Origin of the sequence: Noviherbaspirillum malthae (genome assembly GCF_015352985.1) — a bacterium.
In the GTDB taxonomy this organism is placed as follows: domain Bacteria; phylum Pseudomonadota; class Gammaproteobacteria; order Burkholderiales; family Burkholderiaceae_D; genus Noviherbaspirillum; species Noviherbaspirillum malthae.
On sequence record NZ_JACYXF010000001.1, the window covers coordinates 496,171 to 521,569 of the forward strand.

The following is a 25,399-nucleotide window of genomic DNA, read 5'->3' on the forward strand; positions in this document are numbered from 1 at the left end:
GCATGGGTGCCTCCTTCTTGAGCGGTTAAACCGCCTCTCCTCGCTCTCACACGAGGGGGGCGGCGAATGGCAGGGGTTGAGAGACCGGCAAGAAGGTACCGGCAGGCCGAAGCCTCCCCACCACCGCCGCCCATAGAAGGCACAGCATGGTCCGGACGAAAAAATACCGCCTTGTGGCGGTTGTCCGCCTCCTTGATCGGGCTCTCACCCCCGGTCGCTTCTTTTTCAGCGACATGTCCAGAGTAATCCAATAACTTCCAAATCGTCAAGAAATTCATTCGCGGGACTCCAGGCGCTTTTGGACGATGCGCAAGAACCCACGGGTAACCGTCAGCGCTTCGATATCGTGGAACTCGGGCAGCAGAGCGAGCAGCTCGGCATACAGAGCATCCGGATCCGGATAGCTTGTGCGGACCTGCTCGATGAATTCCTTGGCTTGTTTTTGACCCTTGAGATTTGCCGCTACCAGCTCGGCCAGGTTAGGAGTGCCGGCGCCGGTCATTTGGCTGCCTGGTTTGCCGGTTTCGCGGAAGCCGCGACTCGTGCATCGATCCAAGCATCGATTGCGTCAGAGTCCCAGCCGATAGCCCGGGCACCAAGCGGTATTGAGCTTGGGAAAGCTCCGGCTTTGATGAAGTTGTAGATGCTCGACCTGCTCAAGCCCGTGCGAGCTCGAACCTCAGGAAGTCGAATAATTGATCTTTGCGCCATGTTGCACCTTTATGTGCGTTGTTGAACATGGCGAGAATATGGATGAAGGAGTAACCCTCACGGCAACAACTTTTACCCTCAGGGTAAACGGGTAAAACGACCCTGAGGGTAGGCGCAAACCCGCATGAATCCTAGGTTTTCTACCCTGGGGGTTAAAGTTATTTTTTGGTCTTTTTTTGGCGGTCGATAGGACATGCAACCAGCTCGACGGCTTCAGCCTGAAGCTGACTCAACTTGTACTTTTCCCTCAAGTCCCCCCACAGGGCTTCCTGATTTGGACGTTGATCCACATCTGTCCAATACTCTCGCTGAACTGCAAGCGCAATCTTCATCAGCCTGGTGTTGTGCAATGCTATTGCGCTGCCATCGCCAACAAGGCGGTTCAGCTGGTCCACCTTTTTCTGCAGATCACTTACCTGAGCACGAAGTATTTCTGCATCAGCTTCAGCCTTTTTCCGTCGGCCTTCCTCTGCACTTAGGCGCCGTAGCAACTCCTCGTCCGTCTTGGGCGGCGCTGTCGACTCCGTGCTGTCCGGGATGGGCCAGTCTAGGCCTTTTTCCTTGGACCAGTTGCGCCATGCCGCATGGCTAATCCGATCTACAGAGCCTATTTCTGTTTTTGGTTTTTCGAATCCGTTAAGCCGAGCATCTTGGGCCAAGATCTCATGCTGGCATGCGTCAATGAGTCGAAGTTTTCTATCCACCTCGGACGGAGGATCGTCCCAAAAGCGCCAGTCATCCACTTCGTCCGGAAAGAGACCGGACATAATCAGCGCCGCATCTTGTTTTGTGAACGCTGGCATTTGCTGATATTCCACCGGCCATGTACGGCTTGGGGTTTTCAACGAAATGTTATTTTCTTCAAGTAGGGCTGTGATTTCAGATAACCGAAAGCCGAATTTCTTATAGTCAGAATGGAATATCATCGTCATCCCAGAGAGGTGCAAATTTCCCGGTTTCCGCCACATGGCGGAGACGTTCAAGCGCCAGAGCAAAATCTTCGGTGGGCTTAACGCCGGTTGCGAGGTCTATTTCTTGCCATTGGGGATAATCAGTGGGGCTGGCCCTATCTAGGACCCGATACAGCGCTCGCGCGGCATTCTGAAGAGATACGCCGTCAACTTCTGTCATTTTTATTAGCAGGTCATGAAGGCTAATAAAGCCCTCATCCTCCTTTTGGAGGAAGTCTTTGATACCCATAGCGTCCCATTGCCGCTCCCTTGAAATCGGAAGCCATGCCGGCCGGGTAAGGGTTGCCCGGTTTTCGAGTGGCCGCTCTAGGCATGGCTAAACTGATTATGCTGCTTGGCCAAACTTCCCCGCGATGACCTTATTGCCGGCCGCGATCGCGTCTAAGTAGTCTGCCCAATGCTGCATCATGGTAATTCTTTCTGGCAAGTATTGCGCGTGATTGTAGGCAGCACGTACGCCATCCCGCTCGCTATGGGCCAGCTGGCGCTCAATGACGTCCGGCCGGTAGCCCATTTCATTCAAGGCTGTGGATGCAATCCCGCGGAATCCATGGCCAGTCATCCTGGTTCGATAGCCCATTCGGTAGATGGCGTAGAGGACCGTGTTTTCGCTCATTGGCTTGTTTGCGTTTCGGTCGCCCGGGAAGACCAGTCGGCCATCTCCGGTGAAGGTCTTCAGTTCACGAAGAATTGCAATCGCTTGACTGGAAAGCGGTACCAGGTGCTGCTCCTTCATTTTCATGCGCTCAGCCGGTATGCGCCAAAGAGCACCTTCGAAGTCAATTTCGTTCCATTCCGCGCCGCGCAGCTCCCCGGTCCGGACGAACGTGTATGCCATGAAGCGGATGGCCAATGCAGTTACTTTACGGCCGTCATACTCCGCCAGCTTGCGCATGAATTCCGGCATTTCCGCGATACTGAGTCGTGCGTAGTTCTTATTTTTGGGCGCAGCAAACGATCCGCGAAGAGGATGAGTAGGGTTATATCTTGTTAGCAACTTCGTGATCGCATAATCGAAAACCGCACTGCAACGTTGTTTGACCCGGGAAGCGATCTCCAAGGCGCCACGGGCCTCGATCTTGGTCAGCAGGTCGAGCATTTCCTTGGCGCTGATCTCATCAATCGGCCGGCGCCCAATGCTAGGGAAAACGTTCTGCTCGAGCGAGTCCATGATTTTTGCGGCATACCCAGCACTCCAATCGGCGCTGCCTTTCTTGTGCCATTCCCGGGCTATACGCTCAAAAGTTTGCTCTGTCCGGGCGAGATCCTGCCGCTTTTGCTCACGTCTCGTCGCGCTGGGGTCTTCACCGGCGTCTAGCAACTTTCGAGCGGCATCTCGTTTTTGCCGGGCTTCACTCAAAGTGACTTCGGGAAAAACGCCGAGCGCCAAAAGCTTCTCTTTGCCGGCATAGCGGTATTTCATGCGCCAATAGCGCGCGCCGTTTGGCTGGATAAGCAGAAACATTCCACCGCCGTCGGCCAGCTTGTACGCTTTCTCCTTTGGCTTCGCGTTTTTGCACTCGGTCGCAGTCAACTTCATGGGGGTATTTTCTGGAAAACCAGTCGAGGTAGGAAAAAGTACCCCAAATGTACCCCCAAAAATATTGGATGTAAATAAACGCTAATAAGCATTCAGAAGCAAAAAACCCGCGCAATCTCTAGGATCGACGCGAGTTTTTGTATATCTTTGAATCTTCTTAAATCTGTTGCTGGTCCCGCCGACAGGAATCGAACCTGTATCTAGCGCTTAGGAGGCACTCGTTCTATCCATTGAACTACGGCGAGACACGCGGGATGTTGACGCGCTGAATCTGCGTCACGCCCGAGATTATAGCCGAGACCGGCATAGAAAACCCTCCCATTGTTTTGCAATCGGTACAATGGCTGTTTCATCCACCGTTTCCATTGAACCGGTCCACTCTCCCGCACAGCATTTTTCATATGGCAGTTATCTCCCTTACTGACGCTCAACTGGCGTTCGGGCATGTCGCCTTGCTCGATCACGCCGAGTTTTCCCTGGAAGCCGGCGAGCGCGTCGGCCTGATCGGCCGCAACGGCACCGGCAAGTCTTCGCTGCTGAAGATCATTGCCGGCATGTCCAGGCTGGATGACGGCCTGCTGGTGATGCAGCAGAGCATCAAGATCGCCTATGTGCAGCAGGAACCGCAGTTCGTCCAGGAGATGAGCGTGTTCGACGCGGTAGCAACCGGTCTCGGCGAACTGCCCGCGCTGCTCAACGAGTACAACGAACTTGCCGGCAAGCTCGGCGGCGGCAACGACGATGCGCTGATGGATCGCATGCACGCGATCCAGGCAAAACTCGATGCCGCCGATGCGTGGAGTATAGGCAACCGGGTGGAGACGATCCTGGCCCGCCTGAACCTGAACAAGGATGCCATCATGGGCACGCTGTCGGGCGGTACGCAGAAGCGCGTCGCTCTCGCACAGGCGCTGGTGGGCGCGCCGGACGTGCTGCTGCTCGACGAGCCGACCAACCACCTCGACTTCACTTCCATTCTCTGGCTCGAGTCCCTGCTGCGCGATTTCAAGGGCAGCATTCTCTTCATTACCCACGACCGCTCCTTTCTGGACAATGTCGCCACCCGCATCATCGAGCTCGACCGCGGAAGGTTGCTGTCCTTCCCCGGCAATTTCAGCGCCTACCAGACCCGCAAGGCGGAGCAGCTTGAAATCGAAGCGATCGAGAATGCCAAGTTCGACAAGTTTCTGGCACAGGAGGAGGTCTGGATCCGCAAGGGCGTGGAAGCGCGGCGCACGCGCAACGAAGGCCGGGTCAAGCGGCTGGAGGAGCTGCGCCGGACCCGCAACGCCCGCCGGGATCAGCAGGGACAGGTCAAGCTTGATGTGTCGGCGGGAGAGCGCTCCGGCAAGATCGTTGCGGAGCTGATCGATATCGGCAAGCGCTATGGCGACAAGTCCATCGTGCAGGATTTCAGCGCCATCATCATGCGCGGCGACAAGGTCGGCCTGATCGGCCCGAACGGCGCCGGCAAGACCACCATGCTGAAACTGATCCTCGGCGAGGAGCAGCCCGACAGCGGCGAGGTGAAGCAGGGTGCGCGCCTGCAGGTCGCCTATTTCGACCAGATGCGCGCCCAGCTGAACGAGGAGGCCAGTCTGGCCGACACGATTTCGCCGGGCAGCGACTGGGTGGAAATCAATGGCCAGCGCAAGCACGTGATGACCTATCTGGGCGATTTCCTCTTCGCGCCGGAGCGGGCTCGCTCGCCGGTGAAATCCCTGTCCGGCGGCGAGCGCAACCGACTACTTCTCGCGCGGCTGTTCGCCAAGCCGGCCAACGTGCTGGTGCTGGACGAACCCACCAACGACCTCGACATCGACACGCTTGAACTTCTGGAAGAACTGCTGGAGGAATACAGCGGCACTGTCTTTCTGGTCAGCCACGACCGCATGTTTCTCGACAATGTCGTCACCCAGGTGATCGTCGCAGAAGGCAGCGGATTCTGGCGGGAATATGTCGGCGGCTATACCGACTGGGAAAGGGTGCGCTCGGCGACCGACGCAAAGCAGGCCGCCAAACCCGCGGCCAAGGCGGAAGGAAGGGCAGATGGAAAAGCGGTCGCCAAGGATGGCGGCACCGCCTCGGCAGGGACGGCAAGCAAGTCGAAGAAGCTGAGCTACAAGGAGCAGCGCGAGCTGGAAGCGTTGCCGGGCCTGATTGCCTCGCTCGAGGCGGAACAGAAGACGATTTCCGAGCAGCTGGCCGATCCGGAGCTGTACCGGCAGCGGCCGGATGAAGTGCAGCGGCTCAACCAGCGCTTCTCTGAAATCGACGAGCAGCTGCTCGAAAGCCTGGAGAAATGGGAAGCCTTCGAGGCCAAGGCGAAAAGCTGAATTGAAGGCTGCGGACTGACCGCAGATCCGCAGTCGCCGTCGGGCCTCGCCTAATTCAGGCGCCTGCAGGCTTCCCGCAGCTTGGGAAGCTTGCCGCGCAGGGTTTCGGCATCGGGCGCATAGGGCCGCTCTGCCAGGTAGGCTTCGAGGTCGTCCAATGCGGCCTGCGGACATTCCAGGCTGGCGTAGGCCAGGCCGCGGTCGCGGCGCTCGGTAATCTCATCCGGCAGAAGGATGAGCAGGCGCTGCTGCACGCCGAGCAGGCGCTGCCAGTGCATGTGCTCGAAGAACAGCGATTTCAGGTTGCGCAGCATTCGCACCAGGATTTCGCGCGGATGGGCCGCATGCAGGTAGTAGGACAGCGGAATGGCGCCGGGATAGCTCTGGTGCTCGAAATAGGGCTCCAGCCTTTCTTCCAGTTCCTCGCGCGAGAGGCTGGTGCCGTTGAACGGATCGAGCACGATATCTCCGGACTGCACCGACAGTTTCATCAGGAAATGCCCGGGGAAGGAAATGCCCCTGACGTTCAGCCCGATCTGCTGGGCAAGCTCCATGTAAAGCACCGCCAATGAAATCGGGATGCCGCGCCGAGTGCGGATGACCTTGTGCAGGTAGCTGTTGTCCGGATCGTAGTAGTCGTTCACATTGCCCGCGAATCCAAGTTCCCGGTAGAAGAAATGGTTGAGCAGCCTGAGCTTCTGCACGCTGGAGGCGTCCGGTGCAAGACGGCGCTGCAGCCGAGCTGCAAGAATGTCGACTTCCACCTGTGTCGCAGCAAGATCCAGTTGCGGCTCCGCATCCTGGGCAATGGCCAGCGCGGCTTCGAACAGGGGAATGGAGTCGTCCTGCTGCACCAGCGAGGCAAAGTATTCTAGAGATTGGATTACCATACATGACCATCATAAACCATGCTGCCGTCATTGAAAGGGCGGCATGGTCAATCCGAGGGTCTTATCTGCCCATGCGCTTGAAGTCGCGGAAACGAAAACCCATGGCCAGCAGTGACCCGAAGTAAGTTACCGCGCAGGCGACAAGCACGAGTGCCAAGGCTCCGACGCGCTGCCAGGGATGCGACTGGAGGGCGATCCAGTTGAAATTGCCGGCCGTCCATAGCGCGACAGCTGCGAGCAGAGCCAAGGCTGCGCAGATCCGGATGAAAAACATTCCCCAGCCCGGATGCGGGACGTAGATTTTCCGGCGCCGCAAGCCGATGTAGAGAAGGCCCGCATTCAGGCAGGCGCCGACGCCGACGGAAAGGGCGAGTCCGGCATGCTTGAACTGGGGAACGAAAACCAGGTTCAATAATTGCGTCGCGATCAGGACGACGATGGCAATCTTCACCGGCGTCCGGATGTCCTGCTTGGCGTAAAAACCGGGTGCGAGAATCTTTACAACGATCAGGCCGATCAGGCCGACGCCGTAGGCAATGAGGGCTTGTCCCGTCATCCTGACCGACAGTTCATCGAATTTCCCGTAGTGGAACAGGGTGGTCGTCAACGGCTCCGCCAGCGTGGCCAATCCAACCGCCGAAGGCAGGGCGATCAGAAAGGTCAGGCGCAATCCCCAATCCAGAAGTGACGAATATTCCTCGGCATCCTTGTCGGCATGCGCCTTCGACAGGCTGGGCAGCAGGATCGTACCCAGGGCCACGCCCAGCAGCGCGGTCGGAAATTCCATCAGGCGATCGGCATAGGTGAGCCACGAGACGCTGCCGCTGGCAAGGCGTGACGCAATGTTGGTGTTGATGATGATGCTGATCTGGGCCACGGAAACCGCGACGATGGCCGGCACCATCTGGCGCAGCACGCGCCGGACGCCTGGGTCCTGCAGCGCCGCTTTCAGGCCGAAGCCGATGCGCGGAAGCATGCCGATCTTGAGCAGTGCCGGAATCTGGATCGCCACCTGCAGCAGGCCGCCGACCACCACTGCAAAGGCCAGCGCATAGACGGGCTGTTCCATGTAAGGCGCAACGAATAGCGACGCCGCGATGAAGGACAGGTTCAGCAGCACCGGGGTAATGGCCGGGACGCGGAACTGGCGCCAGGTATTGAGGATGCCGCCGGCCAATGCAACGAAGGCCATGAATCCTATATAGGGAAACATGATGCGCGTCATCAGCACGGCGGAAGAGAAGGCGGAAGGGTCGGACTTGAGGCCGGTGGCGATGAAATAGACCACGACCGGCGCCGCAGCGATGCCGGCCAGGCAGGTCAGGACCAGTGCCCACATCAGGACGGTGGCGACATGATCGGCCAGTTCCTTGGTCGCCGCCTCGCCTTTCTGGTTCTTGTATTCCGCAAGAATCGGCACGAAGGCCTGGGAAAAGGCGCCTTCGGCAAACAGGCGGCGCAGCAGATTGGGAATGCGGAAAGCGACATTGAAGGCGTCCGTATAGGCGGAAGCGCCGAAGGCGCGCGCAAACAGCAGTTCGCGCAGCAGCCCCGTTACACGGGACACCATGGTCATTCCGGAAACGGTGGCAAGCGTTTTGAGAAGATTCATGGGGCGCAATTATAGCCGCAGCCCAAGACGCCATTTCCTCCGGATAGCGTTCCGCGGGAGACCGGAAAAAGGAAAATGTCCTGATTGCCCTATCCGTAAAAACTGCGTTATAATCCGCAGCTTTACAGAATTCTGTCTCGCAACCTGCGAACGCAGTCCGATTTCGATTTAGGAAATAATAAATGGCAAATACCGCACAGGCGCGCAAGCGTGCTCGTCAAGCAGTCAAGCAAAACGCACACAACTCCAGCCAGCGCTCGACACTGCGTACGGCGATCAAGGCTGTCCGCAAGGCGATCGAAGCAGGCGACAAGGCCGCTGCATCGCAAGTATTCCAGTCTTCCGTTTCGACGATCGACCGTATCGCCGACAAGAAGATCATTCACAAGAACAAGGCAGCTCGCCACAAGAGCCGCCTGGCAGCCGCTCTGAAGGCATTGGCCTGATATTGTCGCGATCGGGCGTGCTGCACCGCAGCCCGATGCGATAGTCGGTAGCGAGACCAGAAAAAGACCCGCGTGGCTTGTGCCCTCGCGGGTTTTGCTTCTTGCCGCGCCTTATTCTCCGCAAGTGTTTCGCCTTTACCTCCCTCTTCGCTTGGCATTGAGCTGATGGCTCGGGTATCTCCCTGAGCGTCGCGCGGGCAGGGCATTCGAACTCTTCCAGCCGCGTTGTCACGAGGCCGCGGGAATGCTAGAGCGCTTTCGGCTTGACTGTACTGTCGATCCCGGGCGATTTGCCAGCGGCACAGCGTTGTGTCTCCTTGCCATGGCCCCGCCATGTCGCGTCGCCACGCCTTGTTCCGCAGGCAAATCACCTCGGCCTCGCCGAGTCCAGTCAAGCCGAAAGCGCTCTAGTTTCCAATATCGAACTGCTGATGTGCGGACATCGCCCGCCGTCAGTGACATCAGCTGCCAGGCGCAGTTACCTCGGCTGCCTGACTTCCCGCTAGTTCGGCAAGCCTTGAATTGGCATGCCCGGCTTGATGTTCTTCTGCTTGAACCATCCCTGATTCATTTCCAGCGCATAGCGCGCCGGCCGTTTCGTGCAATGTGAATCGGTCGTTTGCGGCTGCATGTCTTCGATATTGATGATTTTTCCGCTCTCATCAATGAAGGCAACGGACAGCGGAATGAGCGTGTTCTTCATCCACATGCACACCCCTGCAGGCGCCTCGAACACGAATACCATTCCTTCATTCGGGCCCATCCGTTCCCGATACATCAGGCCCTGCTGCCGTTCCGCATCCCTCGCCGCCACTTCAGCCTTGATGACGTGCATCCCCGCATTCAGGGATATCACCGGAAATTTTACCGGCTGCTGCTGAGCCCATGCGGTGGCGCCCAAGGTGGTCATCACGGCGCCGATGAGCAGGTGGGTTAAAGACGGAGTCTTCATCGTTCTTGCTGTTTCAAAGTTGTTGTCAATTGCTTGAAGCTTAGCGGATAAATGAAAAACGGGCTTGCGCTTGCTTGCCAAAACGGCATCCGGACCGCCTGTGCTCGTGGCCCATGAAAAAAGGCAGGCTGAGCGGCCTGCCTTTTTTGAGTGAATCTCTTGCTTATTTTGCAGCGCTGGCCGTGGATGCCTTCTTCACGGACTTTGCTTTCTTCTTCTTGGCTTTCTTTGCCTTGGAAGCGGGACTGCCGGACGCGGCTGCGGCCATGGCGGGTGCAGCCGAAGGCGCGGCAGCCGTAGCGGCGATGCCGCTGGCGGCAAAGGAAGAGATGGAGAACAAACCGGCAACGAGAGCGGCGATCAGATTTTTCATTGTGTGTCCCTCACTTGTCTTGTCAACTGGATAATCATTGTCGTTCTGGATGATTCTTGCGAATCGTCTTGATTAACGTCTTTGAACGAGGAAGGTTGACATGCGTAAACATTCGCATGCGGATATGCGTGATGCCGGGTCGCCGCAGCAGTCGTCCAGACTAGCGCCGGTCAAGCTCGCTCGTCGAGACTTCGCGCCACTCCCCGGGCCACAGCGGATGCGTCGCGAGCGAAAACGGCCCGATTGCAATTCTGACCAGGCGCAGCGTGGGCAGTCCCACGGCCGCTGTCATGCGGCGCACCTGTCGGTTCTTTCCTTCCGAGAGCGTCATTGCGATCCAGCTGGTAGGAATGGTATTGCGGTGGCGGACCGGAGGCTGGCGCTCCCATAGCCATTCCGGTTCTTCGATGCGCCGCGCATCGCCGGGCTTGGTTACGAAATCGCCGAGATCGAGCGGACCGTTCAGGCGCGCAAGGGCATTGTCGTCCGGTATGCCTTCGACCTGCACGATATAAGTCTTTGTTTGCTTGCTGTCCGGATGACTGATCCGGTGCTGCAGCTTGCCGTCATCCGTGAGAAGCACGAGGCCTTCACTGTCGGCATCCAGACGGCCGGCAGGATAGATGCCCGTGATGTCCAGAAAGTCGGCGAGGGTCTTGCGGCGTTCATGGGCGGAGAACTGGCACATGACGTCGAACGGCTTGTTGAAGAGAATCAGGGGCACGGGTCAATGATGTTCGGTGAGGATGCAATGTGAGATACGCGGCGCGCAAGGCATGAGGCGGCATTCTACGCTTTGATTGCCCGGTGCCCGGACCAAATCGTTTGCGGCGGCACGGGTTCGACAACCGCAAGCCTGGCATGGCATCCGGCGGGTATGCCCGAATCGGAAGAGCGGTCACAGTCCGGCAGCCAAATCAAAAACCATGGTATCCAGTAGAATAGTGGTGCATAACAGGCAAGCCCGTCTTGTATCTGACGCAAGACAGATGCGAGAGCGAACTTCGCTTCAAGACAAAAGTTAAAGTAAGAGACGGCTTTTTCTTTACTCCCAACCCCCGGAGCCTACGATGTATCAACATATCAAAGTGCCTGCCGACGGCCAAAAAATTACCGTTAATGCCGATTTTTCCCTGAACGTGCCGGATAACCCGATCATCCCCTATATCGAAGGCGACGGTACCGGCGTGGACATCAGCCCGGTAATGATCAAGGTGGTCGACGCCGCAGTGGCCAAGGCATACGGCGGCAAGCGCAAGATCAGCTGGATGGAAATCTTCGCAGGCGAAAAATCCACCAAGGTGTACGGCCCCGATGTCTGGCTGCCCGAGGAAACCCTGCAGGTGTTGAAGGACTATGTCGTGTCCATCAAGGGACCGCTGACCACGCCGGTAGGCGGCGGCATCCGCTCGCTCAACGTCGCGCTGCGCCAGGAGCTCGACCTGTATGTCTGCCTGCGGCCGGTGCGTTACTTCAAGGGCGTGCCCTCGCCGGTGCGCGAGCCTGAAAAGACCGACATGGTGATCTTCCGCGAGAACTCGGAAGACATCTATGCCGGCATCGAATGGGCCGAAGGCTCCGACGGCGCCAAGAAGCTCATCGATTTCCTGGTCAAGGAAATGGGCGTCAAGAAGATCCGCTTCCCCAATACCTCGGGCCTCGGCGTCAAGCCGGTTTCCCGCGAAGGCACCGAGCGTCTGGTTCGCAAGGCGATCCAGTATGCCATCGATAACGACAAGCCCTCGGTGACGCTCGTTCACAAGGGCAACATCATGAAGTACACCGAAGGCGGCTTCCGCGACTGGGGCTATGGCCTGGCGCAGAAGGAATTCGGCGCCGAGCTGATCGACGGCGGTCCGTGGTGCAAGTTCAAGAATCCGAAGACGGGCAAGGAAATCACCATCAAGGATTCGATCGCCGATGCATTCCTGCAGCAGATCCTGCTGCGTCCGAATGAGTACAGCGTGATCGCGACGCTGAACCTGAACGGCGACTATATCTCCGACGCGCTTGCCGCGCAGGTGGGCGGCATCGGCATCGCTCCCGGCGCAAACATGTCCGATTCCGTCGCCATGTTTGAAGCGACTCACGGCACCGCGCCGAAATACGCCGGCAAGGATTACGTCAACCCGGGTTCGGTGATTCTGTCGGCGGAAATGATGCTGCGTCACATGGGATGGACAGAAGCGGCGGACCTGATCATCACGTCGATGGAAAAGTCGATCACCTCGAAGAAGGTCACCTATGACTTCGCGCGCCTGATGGATGGCGCCACCCAGGTGTCTTGCTCGGGTTTCGGCGATGTCATGATTTCGAACATGTAATTCGAGCGGCGGGCTTCGACATGCCCGTCCGCAGAGACGACAGGAAGCAATGAAAAGGCCGGAATGCTCCGGCCTTTTTGCATTTCCGTTTCCATGTCTATCTCTATCTGATCTGCGTCTGTTCGAGCGCGAACCGGATCAGGTCCGCCTGGCCTTCGATGCCAAGCTTGCGCTTGATGTTCAGCCGATGTGTTTCTATGGTTCGCACGCTCAGGCTCATGTCTCGCGCAATATGCTTGTTCGACTTGCCGGTTGCGATGCATTGCAGGACCTCCCTTTCGCGCGGCGTCAGCAGCAGCGCCGGCGGCATCGGCCGCGCCAGCTGTTTCGCCAGTCCCGCACTGTAGTAGATGCCTCCGGACATCACGGCATCGATCGCCGTGATGATGTCCATCGCTGGCGCATCCTTGAGGACGTAACCCCGCGCGCCTGCCTGGATGGCCTGCATTACATATTCGGCCTTGTCATGCATGCTCAGCATCAGCACCGCAATTTCCGGGTAAAGGGCGTTGAAGCGGCCGGTCAGTTCGATGCCGTTCATGCCCGACAGGTTGATGTCCATCAGCACGAGATCGATGGTCTTGCTTGCGGCATGTTCCAATGCTTCGGCGGCGTTGCCGGCCTCGGCCACGACTTCGAAATGAGGAATGGTTTCGAGCCGGGCGCGCAAGCCGTCGCGCACCAGGGGGTGGTCGTCGACGAGCAGGATATGTACAAAGGGCGGGGTCTGCATGATTTGATCGGGTTACACGCGAGGAAGTATGGCAATGACTGTCGTGCCTTCGCCGGAAGAGCTTAACTCCAGTTTGCCGCCGACGGTATTGACGCGTTCATGCATATTGCGCAGGCCGATGCCGCGCTTGGGATGCTGCGCCACACCGGCGACATCGAAGCCGATGCCGTTATCGGCAATGTAGAGACTCACTTCCTGCTTGTTGCCGGCGAGGCGGATACGCACCGAAGATGCATCGGCATGGCGCTTGATGTTGGTGAGGGTTTCCTGGGCAATCCTGAACATGACCGTGTTGGCAATATCCGACAAGCCATCCGTATTGCCTTCGGAAATAAATTCAACATGAATGGAAGTATGTTCACGGAATTCGCTCGCCAGGTGGTCGAGTGCCGCGGCCAGACCCAGGTCGTCAAGCAGGGCGGGGCGCAGGTCATGGGATATTCTCCGCACTTCGCCGAGCACATCGTTCAATTGGTTGGCGGCGCGGTCGAACGACATGCGCGCCATCTCCGGCTGCGAGGCATGCGCAGCCAGCTTGGCGATCCCGGATTCGACTTGCAGCTTGATCGAAACGAGCCATTGGCTGATGCCGTCATGCAAATCGCGCGACAGCCGTGCCCTTTCTTCTTCCTGAGAGCGCACGACGCGCTGGGCAAGGACGCGAAGCTTGGCATCGGCGACCCGGTGTTCGCTGATGTTCAAGGCCAGTCCGGAGAGCGCTACCGTCAGGGCGCTGGCAATTGCAATGACTGCAATCCACAGCATGGTGCTGCGAATGTTGACGGAATTCTGGGCATCGATCTTTGCCAGTGCATTATCGACATCATCCAGGTAAATTCCGGTACCCAGCATCCAGCCCCAGCGCTCGAGCGTGACGACATATCCCAGCTTCGGCGCCATTTTTTGCGTGGAAGGTTTTTCCCAGAGATAGCGGACCAGGCCGCCGCCGGACTTGGCCTGTGCAATCAGCTTCTGGATTGTGGGATTGCCTTCCGGGTCGCGCAGCTCCCACAGGTTCTTGCCCACAATCTCGGGCAGGCGCGGGTGCATGAGGCTTTTGCCTGACAGGTCGTAGAGGAAGAAGTATCCGTCGTCTCCATAATCGAGCGACGCCAGGATGTGGATGGCCTTGGTTTTCGTTTCGTCGTCGTCCAGGCCCGAATCGTAGAGATGGGCAATCGAGCGAGTGGCAAGAGTGACATAGTGGCTCAGTTCCGCTTCCTTGCTTGCCACGTAGGCCGTCTCGACCGAGGCGCGCTGCTGCTGCGCCAGAAGGTTGGCCTGATGTCTCACGGCGACTGCGATGGCAAGCAGGGCAACGATGAGCGGGGTGATGGCAAGGAGCAGGATTTTCTGACGAAGCTTCATGGCACGTAACTTTACCGCTATTTCCGGAAAGCACGTAAAAAGTCTTCAATGCCAATCTGGAAAAGCGTAACGCGCGGCGCTGTGCCGGGGAGTCCTCTTGCAAATGCAGGCCGGAGCACCAGATAGGAGGAGCATACGACAAGAGATGGGCATCGGGCGAAAATGGCGCGCGAAAAAAACCCCGCGAGGCGGGGCTTTTCGTGCTCTTGCTAATCGATGTGATTAGGGGGCTTGAATATTGGAAGCTTGCTTGCCTTTCGGGCCTTGCGTCACTTCGAACGAAACCTTTTGACCTTCTTTGAGAGTCTTGAAGCCATTCATCTGAATTGCGGAGAAGTGGGCGAACAAATCTTCACCGCCGTCATCCGGAGTGATGAATCCGAAGCCTTTGGAATCGTTGAACCACTTGACGGTACCTGTTGCCATAAAAGCGTCTTTCAAATAATAACTAATCACACGAGCCGTAAAAGCAAGAAGCCTCGCGACACGCTGCCCCCTCTTATAACTTGCTCACTTCACATTGACAATAACATAATGCTCTGTTTGTCAACTGATACCATTGTTCCTGCAAAAAATATAAAAGTCAAGGCAGTTCCATTGGACTTTTTGAGTTTTTGCAATCGAAATGCAGAATAGAATTCTTGAAATTGGGCGATCGGGCATTATCTGCGCAATACGCAGAAAGGGCGTAAGATCAGTATACGTATGGAATATCTTTTACCAGGGCGCATGGCGTCGGTGGAAAGTTTTAGATTAAACGCATGGCAACTCAGCATGACAACGGTACGGTAATTGCTAGGCAAGAGCAGAAGCTCAAGCCTCCGCCGATGTATCAGGTCTTACTTTTGAATGACGACTATACGCCCATGGAATTTGTTGTCGCGATCATCCAGGAGTACTTCAACAAAGACCGAGAAACCGCGACGCAGATCATGCTCAAGGTTCATCGTGACGGAAAAGGAATGTGCGGCGTCTATCCGAAAGACATAGCGTCCACTAAAGTAGAATTGGTATTAACCCACGCGAGAAAAGCAGGACACCCCCTGCAATGCGTGATGGAGGAAGCATGATTGCGCAGGAACTTGAAGTTAGTTTGCACATGGCTTTTGTCGAAGCCCGTCAGGCGCGGCACGAGTTCATTACGGTCGAGCACTTGCTGCTCGCGCTGCTCGACAATCCGTCGGCGGCGGAAGTGCTGCGCGCATGCGCAGTCAATATCGAAGATCTGCGTAAGACGCTGACAAACTTCATCAGCGACAATACGCCGACCGTGCCGGGCACGAGCGAAGTGGATACCCAGCCTACACTGGGCTTCCAGCGCGTGATCCAGCGCGCCATCATGCATGTCCAGTCTGCTTCCAACGGCAAGAAGGAAGTGACGGGAGCCAACGTGCTGGTGGCCATCTTCGGTGAAAAAGATTCCCACGCCGTGTACTATCTGCACCAGCAGGGAGTCACGCGTCTTGACGTGGTGAATTTCATTTCCCATGGCGTGCGCAAGGACCAGCAGGTCGATTCCCAGAAGGCGCCCGAAGGCTCGGAAGAGGCTCAGAGCGAGGGGCAGCAGAAGGAAAGCCCGCTTGATCAGTTCACCCAGAACCTGAACAAGATGGCTTCCGAAGGCAAGATCGATCCGCTTATCGGCCGCGAGTCGGAAGTGGAGCGCGTGATCCAGACGCTCTGCCGCCGCCGCAAGAACAATCCCCTGCTCGTCGGCGAAGCCGGCGTCGGAAAAACCGCGATTGCCGAAGGCCTGGCATGGCGGGTAACTCAGGGCGACGTTCCCGAAGTGCTGCAGAATGCCGTGGTTTATTCGCTCGACATGGGCGCACTGCTCGCGGGCACCAAATACCGCGGCGATTTCGAACAGCGCCTGAAGGCCGTGCTGAAGCAGCTGCGTGAAAACCCGAACGGCATCCTGTTCATCGATGAAATCCACACGATCATCGGTGCCGGATCGGCATCGGGCGGCACGCTGGATGCATCCAACCTGCTCAAGCCGGCTCTGTCCAGCGGCCAGCTGAAATGCATCGGCGCAACCACCTACACGGAATTCCGTGGCGTGTTCGAGAAAGACCACGCGCTGTCGCGCCGTTTCCAGAAGATCGACGTCAACGAGCCGACGGTCGAGCAGACCGTCCAGATCCTGCGCGGACTCAAGTCCCGCTTCGAGGAGCACCATGGCGTGAAATATTCCGCCTCGGCGCTGACTTCGGCTGCGGAACTCGCGGCGCGCTTCATCAATGACAGGCATCTCCCGGACAAGGCGATCGACGTGATCGACGAGGCCGGCGCTGCACAGCGCATCCTGCCGAAGTCCAAGCAGAAGAAGACGATCGGCAAGCCCGAGATTGAGGAAATCATTTCCAAGATTGCGCGTATTCCTCCGCAGTCGGTCAACCAGGATGACCGCACCAAGCTGCAGACCATCGACCGCGACCTGAAGAATGTCGTGTTCGGCCAGGATCCGGCGATCGAGGCTCTGGGTTCGGCGATCAAGATGGCGCGTGCCGGTCTCGGCAAGACCGACAAGCCTATCGGCGCCTTCCTGTTCTCAGGGCCCACCGGCGTGGGCAAGACCGAAGTGGCGAAGCAGCTGGCCTTCATCATGGGCATCGAGCTGATCCGCTTCGACATGTCGGAATACATGGAGCGTCATGCGGTAAGCCGCCTGATCGGCGCGCCTCCGGGCTACGTCGGCTTCGACCAGGGCGGTCTGCTGACCGAAGCGATCACGAAGAAGCCGCATGCGGTATTGCTGCTCGATGAAATCGAGAAGGCGCATCCGGATATCTTCAATATCCTGCTGCAGGTCATGGACCATGGCACGCTGACCGACAACAACGGCCGCAAGGCGGATTTCCGCAACGTCATCATCATCATGACGACGAATGCCGGCGCGGAAAGCCTGCAGAAGCGTTCGATCGGCTTCACCGACAAGAAGGAAGCCGGCGACGAGATGGCCGACATCAAGCGGATGTTCACACCGGAATTCCGGAACCGTCTTGATGCGATCATCAGCTTCAGGCCGCTCGATGAGGAAATCATCCTGCGCGTGGTCGACAAGTTCCTGATGCAGCTGGAAGAGCAGCTGCATGAGAAGAAGGTCGATGCGGTCTTTACCGACAGCCTGCGCAAGTTCCTCGCGAAGAAAGGCTTCGATCCGCTCATGGGCGCGCGGCCGATGTCCCGCTTGATCCAGGACATGATCCGCAAGGCGCTGGCAGACGAACTGCTGTTCGGCCGCCTGGTGTCCGGAGGCCGCGTGACGGTGGATATGGACGACAAGGAGCAGATCAAGCTCGACTTTGCCGAAGGGGATGTGCCTCCGCCGTCCGCTCCGGAAGAAACGCTGGAAGTCGAGTAATCCGATCGCAGGCTTGCGAAGGCCTGAAAAAACCCGGAACTGCGCGAGCGGTCCGGGTTTTTTATTTGCAGCTTCGTCAGGCCATCATGCCGCCAGTTACCGAGTCCGCTGCAGTGCGGCTGCACACTCCCTGATCAGCGTCGGGCCGCGGTAGATGAGGCCGGTGTACAGCTGCACCAGCGAGGCGCCGGCATCGAATTTTGCCTTCGCATGATCTCCCGAGAGAATGCCGCCCACGCCGATGATCGGCAGGCTGTCGCCCAACTCGGACTTCAGTCCCCTGATGACGGCATTCGACAATTCGAACACCGGCGCACCCGACAAGCCGCCCGTTTCCTCCGCATGGGCCAGGCCCCTGACCGCATCCCGCGTGATGGTGGTGTTGGTGGCGATGACCGCGTCCATCCGATGCCGCAGCAGGGTGGCCGCGATGGTCTTGATCTGCTCGCTGTCGATATCGGGTGCAATTTTCAATGCGATCGGCACATAGCGCTTGTGCTGGTCCGCAAGCCGCTGCTGCGCATCCTTCAATGCCGCCAGCAGGGAGTCGAGCTCCGAGCCGCCCTGCAGCTGGCGCAGGTTCTTGGTATTGGGGGAGGAGATGTTGACGGTCACGTAGCTTGCGTAAGGATAGACCTTTGCCAGACAGTGAAGATAGTCGTCCGCGGCGCGCTCGATCGGCGTATCCGCATTCTTGCCGATGTTGAGGCCGAGCACGCCTTCCCTGTTCTGGAAGAACCTGGATGCCTGGACATTGGCAACGAATGCATCCACGCCGCCGTTGTTGAAACCCATGCGGTTGATGATGGCGTTGGCCTGCGGAAGGCGAAACATCCGCGGCAGCGGGTTTCCCGGCTGGGCACGCGGCGTTACCGTGCCGATCTCGATCGAGCCGAATCCAAGCGAAGCCAGTCCATCGATGTAGGCGCCATCCTTGTCCAGCCCGGCCGCAAGGCCGACCGGATTGGGAAAGGTAATCCCCATGACTGTCCTGGGATCCGGACGGGGGCGGCTGATGATGCTGGTCAGCCCAAGCCTTGATGCTTTCTTCAGCCAGGGCAGGGTGAGATTATGTGCAGCTTCGGGATCAAGACTGAAAAGAAGCGGGCGGGCTAGTGAGTAGAGAAGCTTGTCGGGCATGGCGGTCGAGGGTCGATGGCTCCGGGGGCAGTACTGCGGCTGCCTGCTGTCCGGTTGCTTTTTGAAAAGCCGCTATTCTACCCCTGCGCCCGCCGGCGAACGCAGGTAGCGCCCAGCCTGTGTTCAGATGTCAGCGTGCCAGGCTTGCCATTTGCCCCGCACCAGCGCCTCCATGGGCTGAAAATTCACCTTGTAGGCCATCTTCTGGCTGTCGCGTATCCAGTAGCCCAGATAAACATAGGGCATGTCCAGCCGTCTGGCCTGCTCGATCTGCCACATGATGTTGTAGGTGCCGAAGGAAGCACCCGGCAAGTCAGGGTCGTAGAAGGTGTAGACCGAGGACAAGCCGTCATTCAGCACGTCGATGATGCTGACCATGCGCAGTATGCCGTCGGGATCGCGGAACTCGACCAGCCTCGTATTGACCTTGCTCTGCAGGAGAAACTGCGCATACTGATCGCGGCTGTCCTGGTCCATGCCGCCGCCGGCGTGGCGAGCCGCCTGGTAGCGCAGGTAAAGCTCATAGTGTTCCGGCACATAGGTCAGCGTAGTCACCCATGTCGTGAGGTCGCCGTGGTTGCGCCATGCCCGACGCTGGCTGCGATTGCCGGCGAAATCGGCCACACTGACGCGGACCGGAATGCAGGCCTGGCAGCCGTCGCAATAGGGGCGGTAGGTAAAAATGCCGCTGCGGCGGAAGCCGTTCTTGACCAGTTCCGAATAGACATCGGCATTGATCAGGTGAGAGGGCGTGGCAACCTGGGAGCGCGCCTGGCGGCTATCCAGATAGCTGCAGGGATAGGGAGCCGTGGCGTAGAACTGGAGTGTTGCAAAAGGCAGATCTTTTAAGTGCGTCATAGGCGTGTTGACTGACTGCGATGCCGGCCGGAGTCGGCGCAACGGTACATTCTGTAATTTACACCGACTGGAATACCGTCATGAGGTTTTTTGCGGTCTCCTGTCAGGAGTCAAGACAGCGCAAGCGGCTGCCAGTTCGTGATCGGTTCCTTTTCGATGGCCGTCCTGAGGTGCGACAAAAAAGTTTGCCGCGAAATCGGAACAGCCCCCAGCGATGCAAGATGGGACGTCTCCTGTTGACAGTCGATCATCTCCACGCCATTCGATTTCAAAAAATGCACAAGATATGCCAGCGCGACCTTGGAGGCGTCGGAGACGCGCGCAAACATCGATTCGCCGTAGAACATGCGGCCTATGCAGACCCCATAAGCTCCGCCCACCAGCCGACCGTCGAGCCAGACTTCGGAGGAGTGGGCATAGCCGCGGCGATGGAGGGCGCAATAGCCGCGCATGATGTCTGCCGAAATCCATGTGCCTGCGCCATCCTTGCGCGGCGCGGCGCACGCCTGCATCACCTGCTCGAACGCGGAGTCGAACCTGATCTGCCAGCGGCCGTCGGTGTCCATGCTCTTTTGCACTTTTTTCAAGGTTTTTTTCAGGCTGTGTGAAACAGTGAAGCGCTCGGTATAAAGCACCATGCGCGGGTCCGTACTCCACCAGAGCACGGGCTGCCCTTCCGAAAACCAGGGAAAAATTCCGTGCCGATAGGCTTCCAGCAAACGCCGAGGCGAGAGATCGCCGCCCGCCGCCAGCAAGCCGGCGGCACCGTCACGCTCGGTCAGCGCAGTGGAAACGTCCGGAAAAGGCGTGTTTGACTCAAGCCAGGGAATCATGCCTCTCCCCAAAATGGAACGCTAAAATGCACGCGGGCGGTGCGGAATGAGACCTTGGCAAAATTGCCAGGAATATCTTTTTCTTTGTAAACAGTGACTTGCATAATTGCACCAAAATGGAATAATTCTTGCTAGAAATTGGCGCCAATAAAATATTCTGCACTTTTACAGGGAGTTTTTGCATGGATGGGTTAAAAAGCGGTGCCGATGCCCTATTTGTCTTGCTCGGCGCCATCATGATTCTCGCAATGCATGCAGGGTTCGCCTTTCTTGAGCTCGGCACGGTGCGCAAGAAGAACCAGGTCAATGCCCTGGTCAAAATATTAGTCGATTTCGCCATATCGACCATTGCCTATTTTTTCATAGGTTACGGCATTTCCTACGGCGTCAACTTTTTCGCCGATGCTTCCACGCTGTCGGCCAGCAATGGCTTTGAACTGGTGAAGTTCTTTTTTCTCCTGACGTTCGCGGCGGCGATCCCGGCCATCATTTCCGGCGGCATCGCGGAACGGGCGAAGTTTCATCCTCAGCTGGTGGCGACCGCATTGCTCGTCGGCTTCGTCTATCCATTGTTCGAGGGGATTGCATGGAACCAGCGCTTCGGAATCCAGGCCTGGCTGAAAGCCATGTTCTCCGCCGAATTCCACGATTTCGCCGGTTCCATCGTCGTGCATGCGGTCGGAGGATGGGCTGCATTGCCGGCCATTGTGTTTCTCGGCGCCCGCCGCGGACGTTATGCAAAGAACGGCGCCATTGCCGCGCATCCCCCATCCAATATTCCCTTTCTCGCGCTCGGCGCCTGGATTCTTGCGGTCGGCTGGTTCGGCTTCAATGTGATGAGCGCGCAAACGCTCGACAAGATCAATGGCCTTGTCGCCCTCAATTCGCTGATGGCCATGGTGGGCGGCACGCTGGTTGCGGTCATCCTTGGGAAGAACGACCCCGGTTTTGCCTATAACGGACCGCTTGCCGGGCTCGTGGCGATCTGCGCCGGGTCCGATCTCATGCATCCGCTGGGTGCGCTGATCACCGGAGGTATGGCGGGAGCGGTGTTTGTATGGATGTTTACGCTGACCCAGAACAAATGGAAGATCGACGACGTGCTCGGCGTCTGGCCCCTGCATGGACTGTGCGGCGCCTGGGGCGGCATTGCGGCGGGCATTTTCGGCCAGTCCACGCTGGGGGGCATGGGCGGCGTGTCCTTCATGTCGCAGTTGCTGGGCACGCTTCTGGGCGTTGCCATCGCAGCTGCCGGCGGCACGCTCATCTATGGCGTATTGAAGGCGACGGTGGGAATACGTCTCGATCCCGAACAGGAATTCAACGGCGCCGATCTGTCGATCCACAAGATCAGCGCGACGCCGGAACGGGAAACGAACTGGTGACGGATTGAAGGTCTATTGAGGCATGAGGAACCGTCTTGGGGGGGGGCGGCGCTCCGGGACGGTTCGTGTCAATGCCCGGGCCATCGATTCAATCAGTCTGGCGCATGGGTTTGCGTATGTCTTCCGTGTGCAGCCCGTAACTGCCGCCTTCGGTACGGATGCGTGCCAGATCGGCAAAAAATGCCTTCAATGTATGGCCGACCGTCGGAAAGGCGATATCGCTCCAGGGGATCTCATGTTCGGCAAATAACTCCACTTCAAGGCTCTCGATGCCTGCCTGATAGTCCAGATCGAGGAGCGTCGCGCGGTAGAACATGTGCACTTGATGGACGTGGGGGACATTGAGCAGCGAGAAGAGGTCATGCAGCTGAATGCGCGCTCCCGCTTCTTCGAAGGTTTCGCGCAAGGCGGCTTCCGTCGTCGTCTCGCTGTTTTCCATGAAGCCGGCGGGGAGGGTCCAGTATCCGTAGCGCGGTTCGATGGCGCGCTTGCAAAGCAATACGCGAATGTTTCCATTTTCTTCCCAGACCGGTATCGAGCCGATCACCATCTTCGGGTTCTGATAATGAATGGTGCCGCACTGCTCGCAGACGAAGCGCGGACGGTTGTCATCGGGAGGGACCAGTAGCGAAACGGGGTGTGCGCATTCAGAGCAGAATTTCATAGAAGGGAGACAAGTAATTATTGTGCCGACCGGGAAGGCTTCAGACCGCGTGCGCCTCCGGAACAGGTGTTTAACCGAACAATGAGGGATCGCGCATGACAAGTGTATCACCACAGATGAAGTTGCAATTGCGCCGCTTGTCAATACGAGCTATACTTTCATTCTTCAGACGCGGGGTGGAGCAGTCTGGCAGCTCGTCGGGCTCATAACCCGAAGGTCACAGGTTCAAATCCTGTCCCCGCAACCAAGTCTTTAAAGTCTTTCAATTCCCGCCCTCATTACTCCTCCAATCAATCGGGCGCCGGAAAGCATCAACAGGTTTCTCTGACCGGGCAGCATTGCGAAATGTCTGTCGTTGACGATAACTTCAGCAGCTGGTAAAGAACAAACGCAAGAACATGAATACTATTGAGGCTAAGAAAGTCCTCGAAACAGCGTTGCTTTGCGCACATGAGCCATTGTCGATCAGCGACATGAGAAAACTGTTCGCGGAAAGCGACGAAGGTCATGATCAGGTCGGCGCCGATACGATCAAGGCGATCCTTGAAGAACTGCGCAACGACTGGACCGACAAGGGTATCGAAATTGTCAGCCTTTCCACCGGCTGGCGTTTTCAAAGCCGCCCCGAGATGAAAAAATATCTTGAGCGGCTCAATCCCGAAAAGCCTCCCAAATACACGCGCGCAACCCTTGAAACACTTGCGATCATCGCGTACCGGCAGCCGGTGACGCGTGGTGATATTGAAGAAATTCGCGGTGTGACGGTGAACTCTCAAACCATCAAGATGCTCGAAGATCGTGGTTGGATCGAGGCAATCGGTCATCGCGATGTGCCGGGACGCCCGGCGCTGTTTGCAACGACAAGACAATTCCTCGACGACCTCGGTTTGACTTCGCTGGACCAGTTGCCGCCTTTGCAGCAAGTTGGCAAAGACGACATGCCAGGCGGAACCTTGCCTGAACTTCAGGCTCTTCAATCAGAAATCCAGGCAGGGCTGGACCAGGGCGCGGTCGCTGCCGAAGCCCCGGCTTCCCAGGCACCTGCCTCTTCAAATACCGAACCGGCCCCAGGACCGGCCCTTGAGCCGTCGGCATCGTCTTCGGAGATGGCCTTCGCTCCGACAGCGGACATCTCGCCACCAGATGCTGCACCTGTCACGGAAACCCAGGATGACGCAACGCACAGCCCGCAACAAAAAGAATCCAACGATGAACCCTCCTTCCCAAAATGATGTTGCGGCGGCCCCCGCCGATCTCGAGCCGAGAATGACGTCCGGCGAACAGACGCAGAACGATGCGTCGGCCGGCGAAGCAGCGGGCGACGACAGGAAAAAGCCGGTCAAGCGCGGAGTAAGAGGGCCGCGCAGCCTGCGCCGCACACGCGCGCCGCGCACCGCCGAAGCGGATGCATCCGCAGTTGCTGAAGACGGCGACTTGCGCGAGCGTGCGCGCAAGGCAGGCGCGGGCGCGCCTGCTTCGGAAGCGGAGTCCGCCGATACCGGATCGGGCGAGCAGAAAAGGACGCGCCGCCAGCGTCCTGGCGGCCTTCGTGACGAGGGGGCGCGGAACGCGGGCCCGACAGAGAGGGAAAGCGCGGCATCGCCGCGTGCCCGGCAGGCAGGCAAAAAGGGCGCACCTGCGGTCAAGGGTGCTCAGGCGCGTGCGAAGGCAGGTAATGCCGATGATATCTTCAGCCTCGTGACTTCCGGCGCATTTGACGTTTCCGCGGAATCGGAAGGCCAGGGAGCGCGTCGCGACGCGCGTGCGGGCAAACCGGTTCGGCGTGACCTCACCGCCGAGGACGATGCGCCCAAGCTGCACAAGGTGCTTGCCGAAGTGGGCCTGGGCTCGCGGCGCGACATGGAAGAACTCATCATCGCCGGCCGTGTCTCGGTGAACGGCGAGCCGGCGCATATCGGTCAGCGCATCCTGCCGACGGACCAGGTCCGCATCAACGGCAAGCTGGTGCAGCGCAAGATCAGCAAGCGTCCGCCGCGAGTGCTCATCTATCACAAGCCGGCCGGCGAGATCGTCAGTCATGACGATCCCGAAGGCCGCCCGTCGGTCTTCGCCAATCTGCCGACGATGAAAGCCGGCAAATGGCTTGCCGTCGGCCGCCTGGACTTCAATACGGAAGGTCTGCTGCTCTTTACGACTTCCGGCGACCTCGCCAACCGTCTCATGCACCCCCGGTACAACATCGAGCGTGAATACGCCGTTCGTACCCTGGGGGAGCTGGAGGAAGGCATGCGGCAGCGCCTGCTTGCCGGGGTCGAGCTCGAAGACGGCACTGCGCAGTTTTCGAAGATCGCCGACGGCGGCGGCGAAGGCGTGAATCGTTGGTATCGCGTGACGATCGGTGAGGGGCGCAACCGCGAGGTCCGCCGCATGTTCGAAGCCGTCGGCCTGACGGTATCCAGGCTGATCCGTACCCGATACGGCGTAATGACCCTGCCGAGCGGTCTCAAGCGCGGGCGCTGGGAAGAACTCGACGAGCACAGCGTGCGGGACCTGATGAACCTGAGCGGACTGGAAAAGCCTTCCGGCCAGTCTTCGGGTACCAAGCAGCGTGGCGACCGCAACGGCAACAGCAATGGAAATGACAGGGCTCAGACTGCCAAGCGTGGAGCGGCCTATCCCGCGCGGGGCAATCAGCGCACCCAGCAGGGGCAGCCGCGCAACCGTCAGCCGGATCCGCTGCAGACGGCGCTGGGATTTCCCGATGCCGGCCACGGGCGGCGCCACGCCGGTGGGCAGGGACGCGGCCAAACCATGGGCGGCATGCAGCGCCGGCGCTCGCGCGGCTAGGCGTCGACATATCCTTCTGCGGCAGTCATGCCGCCTTGCAAGGCGGGTTGGTCGTTTTCCGGCATCTTTGGCCGGTTTCAGCCCGTCT

At 58.4% G+C, this 25,399-nt stretch carries 25 protein-coding genes and 2 tRNA genes; 10 read left to right on the forward strand and 17 right to left on the reverse strand.

Translation table 11 applies throughout. From position 1 onward, the window contains the following. Positions 1–274 precede the first annotated feature (274 nt). The 6 genes from IGW03_RS02530 to IGW03_RS02555 form a co-directional block, all read right to left on the reverse strand. Positions 275–502 (reverse strand): hypothetical protein, encoded by a 228-nt coding sequence (locus IGW03_RS02530; protein ID WP_194720921.1) that lies wholly within the window; start codon positions 500–502, stop codon positions 275–277. Then, positions 499–711 carry a helix-turn-helix transcriptional regulator gene (locus IGW03_RS02535; protein WP_194720922.1) on the reverse strand — a complete coding sequence of 71 codons (213 nt, stop codon included), beginning with the start codon at positions 709–711 and terminating at the stop codon, positions 499–501. Before IGW03_RS02535 ends, IGW03_RS02530 begins: the two co-directional genes overlap by 4 nt. A gap of 158 nt (positions 712–869) precedes the next feature. Next, the gene (locus IGW03_RS02540; RefSeq protein ID WP_194720923.1) at positions 870–1,643 is read right to left on the reverse strand and encodes a hypothetical protein; all 774 of its coding nucleotides are present in this window, start codon (positions 1,641–1,643) and stop codon (positions 870–872) included. Then, on the reverse strand, positions 1,621–1,911 hold the full coding sequence (locus IGW03_RS02545; RefSeq protein WP_194720924.1) for a hypothetical protein: 291 nt from the start codon (positions 1,909–1,911) through the stop codon (positions 1,621–1,623). Before IGW03_RS02545 ends, IGW03_RS02540 begins: the two co-directional genes overlap by 23 nt. Positions 1,912–2,007: 96 nt before the next feature. Next, the gene (locus IGW03_RS02550) at positions 2,008–3,222 is read right to left on the reverse strand and encodes a tyrosine-type recombinase/integrase (RefSeq protein ID WP_194720925.1); all 1,215 of its coding nucleotides are present in this window, start codon (positions 3,220–3,222) and stop codon (positions 2,008–2,010) included. Between the two features lie 170 nt (positions 3,223–3,392). Next, positions 3,393–3,467, reverse strand: a tRNA-Arg gene (locus tag IGW03_RS02555). A gap of 156 nt (positions 3,468–3,623) precedes the next feature. Here IGW03_RS02555 and IGW03_RS02560 point away from each other — a divergent pair. After that, on the forward strand, positions 3,624–5,558 hold the full coding sequence (locus tag IGW03_RS02560) for an ATP-binding cassette domain-containing protein (RefSeq protein ID WP_194720926.1): 1,935 nt from the start codon (positions 3,624–3,626) through the stop codon (positions 5,556–5,558). Between the two features lie 50 nt (positions 5,559–5,608). Here the strand turns inward: IGW03_RS02560 and IGW03_RS02565 are convergent, their stop codons facing one another. Together IGW03_RS02565 and murJ are read right to left on the reverse strand one after the other, a co-directional pair. Continuing rightward, a complete protein-coding gene (locus tag IGW03_RS02565; protein WP_194720927.1) occupies positions 5,609–6,448 on the reverse strand; it encodes a SirB1 family protein in 840 nt (279 codons plus the stop codon). Between the two features lie 61 nt (positions 6,449–6,509). Then, the gene (gene murJ, locus IGW03_RS02570) at positions 6,510–8,060 is read right to left on the reverse strand and encodes a murein biosynthesis integral membrane protein MurJ (RefSeq protein WP_194720928.1); all 1,551 of its coding nucleotides are present in this window, start codon (positions 8,058–8,060) and stop codon (positions 6,510–6,512) included. A gap of 182 nt (positions 8,061–8,242) precedes the next feature. On the opposite strand from murJ, the gene rpsT reads away from it, so the two are divergent. Continuing rightward, positions 8,243–8,506 (forward strand): 30S ribosomal protein S20, encoded by a 264-nt coding sequence (rpsT, locus tag IGW03_RS02575; protein ID WP_194720929.1) that lies wholly within the window; start codon positions 8,243–8,245, stop codon positions 8,504–8,506. 502 nt (positions 8,507–9,008) lie between these two features. Here the strand turns inward: rpsT and IGW03_RS02580 are convergent. Then, entirely contained in the window at positions 9,009–9,416 is a 408-nt protein-coding gene (locus tag IGW03_RS02580) for a DUF192 domain-containing protein (RefSeq protein WP_228534990.1), read from the reverse strand. Between the two features lie 155 nt (positions 9,417–9,571). Here IGW03_RS02580 and IGW03_RS02585 point away from each other — a divergent pair, with 155 nt between their 5' ends. Continuing rightward, entirely contained in the window at positions 9,572–9,865 is a 294-nt protein-coding gene (locus IGW03_RS02585; RefSeq protein ID WP_194720930.1) for a hypothetical protein, read from the forward strand. Positions 9,866–9,991: 126 nt separating this feature from the next. Here the strand turns inward: IGW03_RS02585 and IGW03_RS02590 are convergent, their stop codons facing one another. Beyond that, positions 9,992–10,555 carry a pseudouridine synthase gene (locus tag IGW03_RS02590; RefSeq protein WP_194720931.1) on the reverse strand — a complete coding sequence of 188 codons (564 nt, stop codon included), beginning with the start codon at positions 10,553–10,555 and terminating at the stop codon, positions 9,992–9,994. A 346-nt stretch (positions 10,556–10,901) separates the two neighbouring features. Here IGW03_RS02590 and icd point away from each other — a divergent pair, with 346 nt between their 5' ends. Further along, positions 10,902–12,155, forward strand: coding sequence for an NADP-dependent isocitrate dehydrogenase (icd, locus tag IGW03_RS02595; protein ID WP_194720932.1), 1,254 nt, complete (start codon positions 10,902–10,904; stop codon positions 12,153–12,155). Positions 12,156–12,258: 103 nt separating this feature from the next. On the opposite strand, the gene IGW03_RS02600 is transcribed toward icd, so the two are convergent. The 3 genes from IGW03_RS02600 to cspE all read right to left on the reverse strand — a co-directional run bounded on the left by IGW03_RS02600 (position 12,259) and on the right by cspE (position 14,682). Then, positions 12,259–12,888 carry a response regulator transcription factor gene (locus tag IGW03_RS02600; RefSeq protein WP_194720933.1) on the reverse strand — a complete coding sequence of 210 codons (630 nt, stop codon included), beginning with the start codon at positions 12,886–12,888 and terminating at the stop codon, positions 12,259–12,261. Between the two features lie 12 nt (positions 12,889–12,900). Then, the gene (locus IGW03_RS02605; protein ID WP_194720934.1) at positions 12,901–14,256 is read right to left on the reverse strand and encodes a cache domain-containing protein; all 1,356 of its coding nucleotides are present in this window, start codon (positions 14,254–14,256) and stop codon (positions 12,901–12,903) included. Between the two features lie 222 nt (positions 14,257–14,478). Continuing rightward, positions 14,479–14,682, reverse strand: a complete 204-nt coding sequence (gene cspE / locus IGW03_RS02610; protein ID WP_057292838.1) for a transcription antiterminator/RNA stability regulator CspE — start codon at positions 14,680–14,682, stop codon at positions 14,479–14,481. A gap of 335 nt (positions 14,683–15,017) precedes the next feature. Here cspE and clpS point away from each other — a divergent pair, with 335 nt between their 5' ends. Continuing rightward, positions 15,018–15,326: an ATP-dependent Clp protease adapter ClpS gene (gene clpS / locus IGW03_RS02615; protein WP_151636641.1), complete on the forward strand. Its 309-nt coding sequence runs from the start codon at positions 15,018–15,020 to the stop codon at positions 15,324–15,326. Next, entirely contained in the window at positions 15,323–17,623 is a 2,301-nt protein-coding gene (gene clpA, locus IGW03_RS02620; protein ID WP_194720935.1) for an ATP-dependent Clp protease ATP-binding subunit ClpA, read from the forward strand. Before clpS ends, clpA begins: the two co-directional genes overlap by 4 nt. Positions 17,624–17,719: 96 nt before the next feature. Here the strand turns inward: clpA and IGW03_RS02625 are convergent, their stop codons facing one another. The 3 genes from IGW03_RS02625 to aat all read right to left on the reverse strand — a co-directional run bounded on the left by IGW03_RS02625 (position 17,720) and on the right by aat (position 20,454). Next, positions 17,720–18,763: a quinone-dependent dihydroorotate dehydrogenase gene (locus tag IGW03_RS02625; protein WP_194720936.1), complete on the reverse strand. Its 1,044-nt coding sequence runs from the start codon at positions 18,761–18,763 to the stop codon at positions 17,720–17,722. 123 nt (positions 18,764–18,886) lie between these two features. Continuing rightward, positions 18,887–19,621 carry an arginyltransferase gene (locus IGW03_RS02630; RefSeq protein ID WP_194720937.1) on the reverse strand — a complete coding sequence of 245 codons (735 nt, stop codon included), beginning with the start codon at positions 19,619–19,621 and terminating at the stop codon, positions 18,887–18,889. Between the two features lie 110 nt (positions 19,622–19,731). Next, positions 19,732–20,454: a leucyl/phenylalanyl-tRNA--protein transferase gene (gene aat / locus IGW03_RS02635; protein WP_194720938.1), complete on the reverse strand. Its 723-nt coding sequence runs from the start codon at positions 20,452–20,454 to the stop codon at positions 19,732–19,734. 182 nt (positions 20,455–20,636) lie between these two features. Between aat and IGW03_RS02640 the strand changes: the two genes are divergently transcribed. Then, positions 20,637–21,839: an ammonium transporter gene (locus tag IGW03_RS02640; RefSeq protein WP_194720939.1), complete on the forward strand. Its 1,203-nt coding sequence runs from the start codon at positions 20,637–20,639 to the stop codon at positions 21,837–21,839. A gap of 88 nt (positions 21,840–21,927) precedes the next feature. Here IGW03_RS02640 and IGW03_RS02645 read toward each other — a convergent pair whose 3' ends face one another. Further along, complete coding sequence (locus tag IGW03_RS02645; RefSeq protein ID WP_194721201.1) at positions 21,928–22,503, reverse strand: NUDIX hydrolase; 576 nt, start codon at positions 22,501–22,503, stop codon at positions 21,928–21,930. 170 nt (positions 22,504–22,673) lie between these two features. Here IGW03_RS02645 and IGW03_RS02650 point away from each other — a divergent pair. The 3 genes from IGW03_RS02650 to rluB all read left to right on the forward strand — a co-directional run bounded on the left by IGW03_RS02650 (position 22,674) and on the right by rluB (position 25,311). Beyond that, positions 22,674–22,750: transfer RNA gene (locus IGW03_RS02650), tRNA-Met, on the forward strand. Between the two features lie 151 nt (positions 22,751–22,901). Further along, positions 22,902–23,735, forward strand: coding sequence for an SMC-Scp complex subunit ScpB (gene scpB, locus IGW03_RS02655; protein ID WP_194720940.1), 834 nt, complete (start codon positions 22,902–22,904; stop codon positions 23,733–23,735). Beyond that, complete coding sequence (rluB, locus tag IGW03_RS02660) at positions 23,713–25,311, forward strand: 23S rRNA pseudouridine(2605) synthase RluB (RefSeq protein WP_194720941.1); 1,599 nt, start codon at positions 23,713–23,715, stop codon at positions 25,309–25,311. Before scpB ends, rluB begins: the two co-directional genes overlap by 23 nt. Positions 25,312–25,399: the final 88 nt, after the last annotated feature.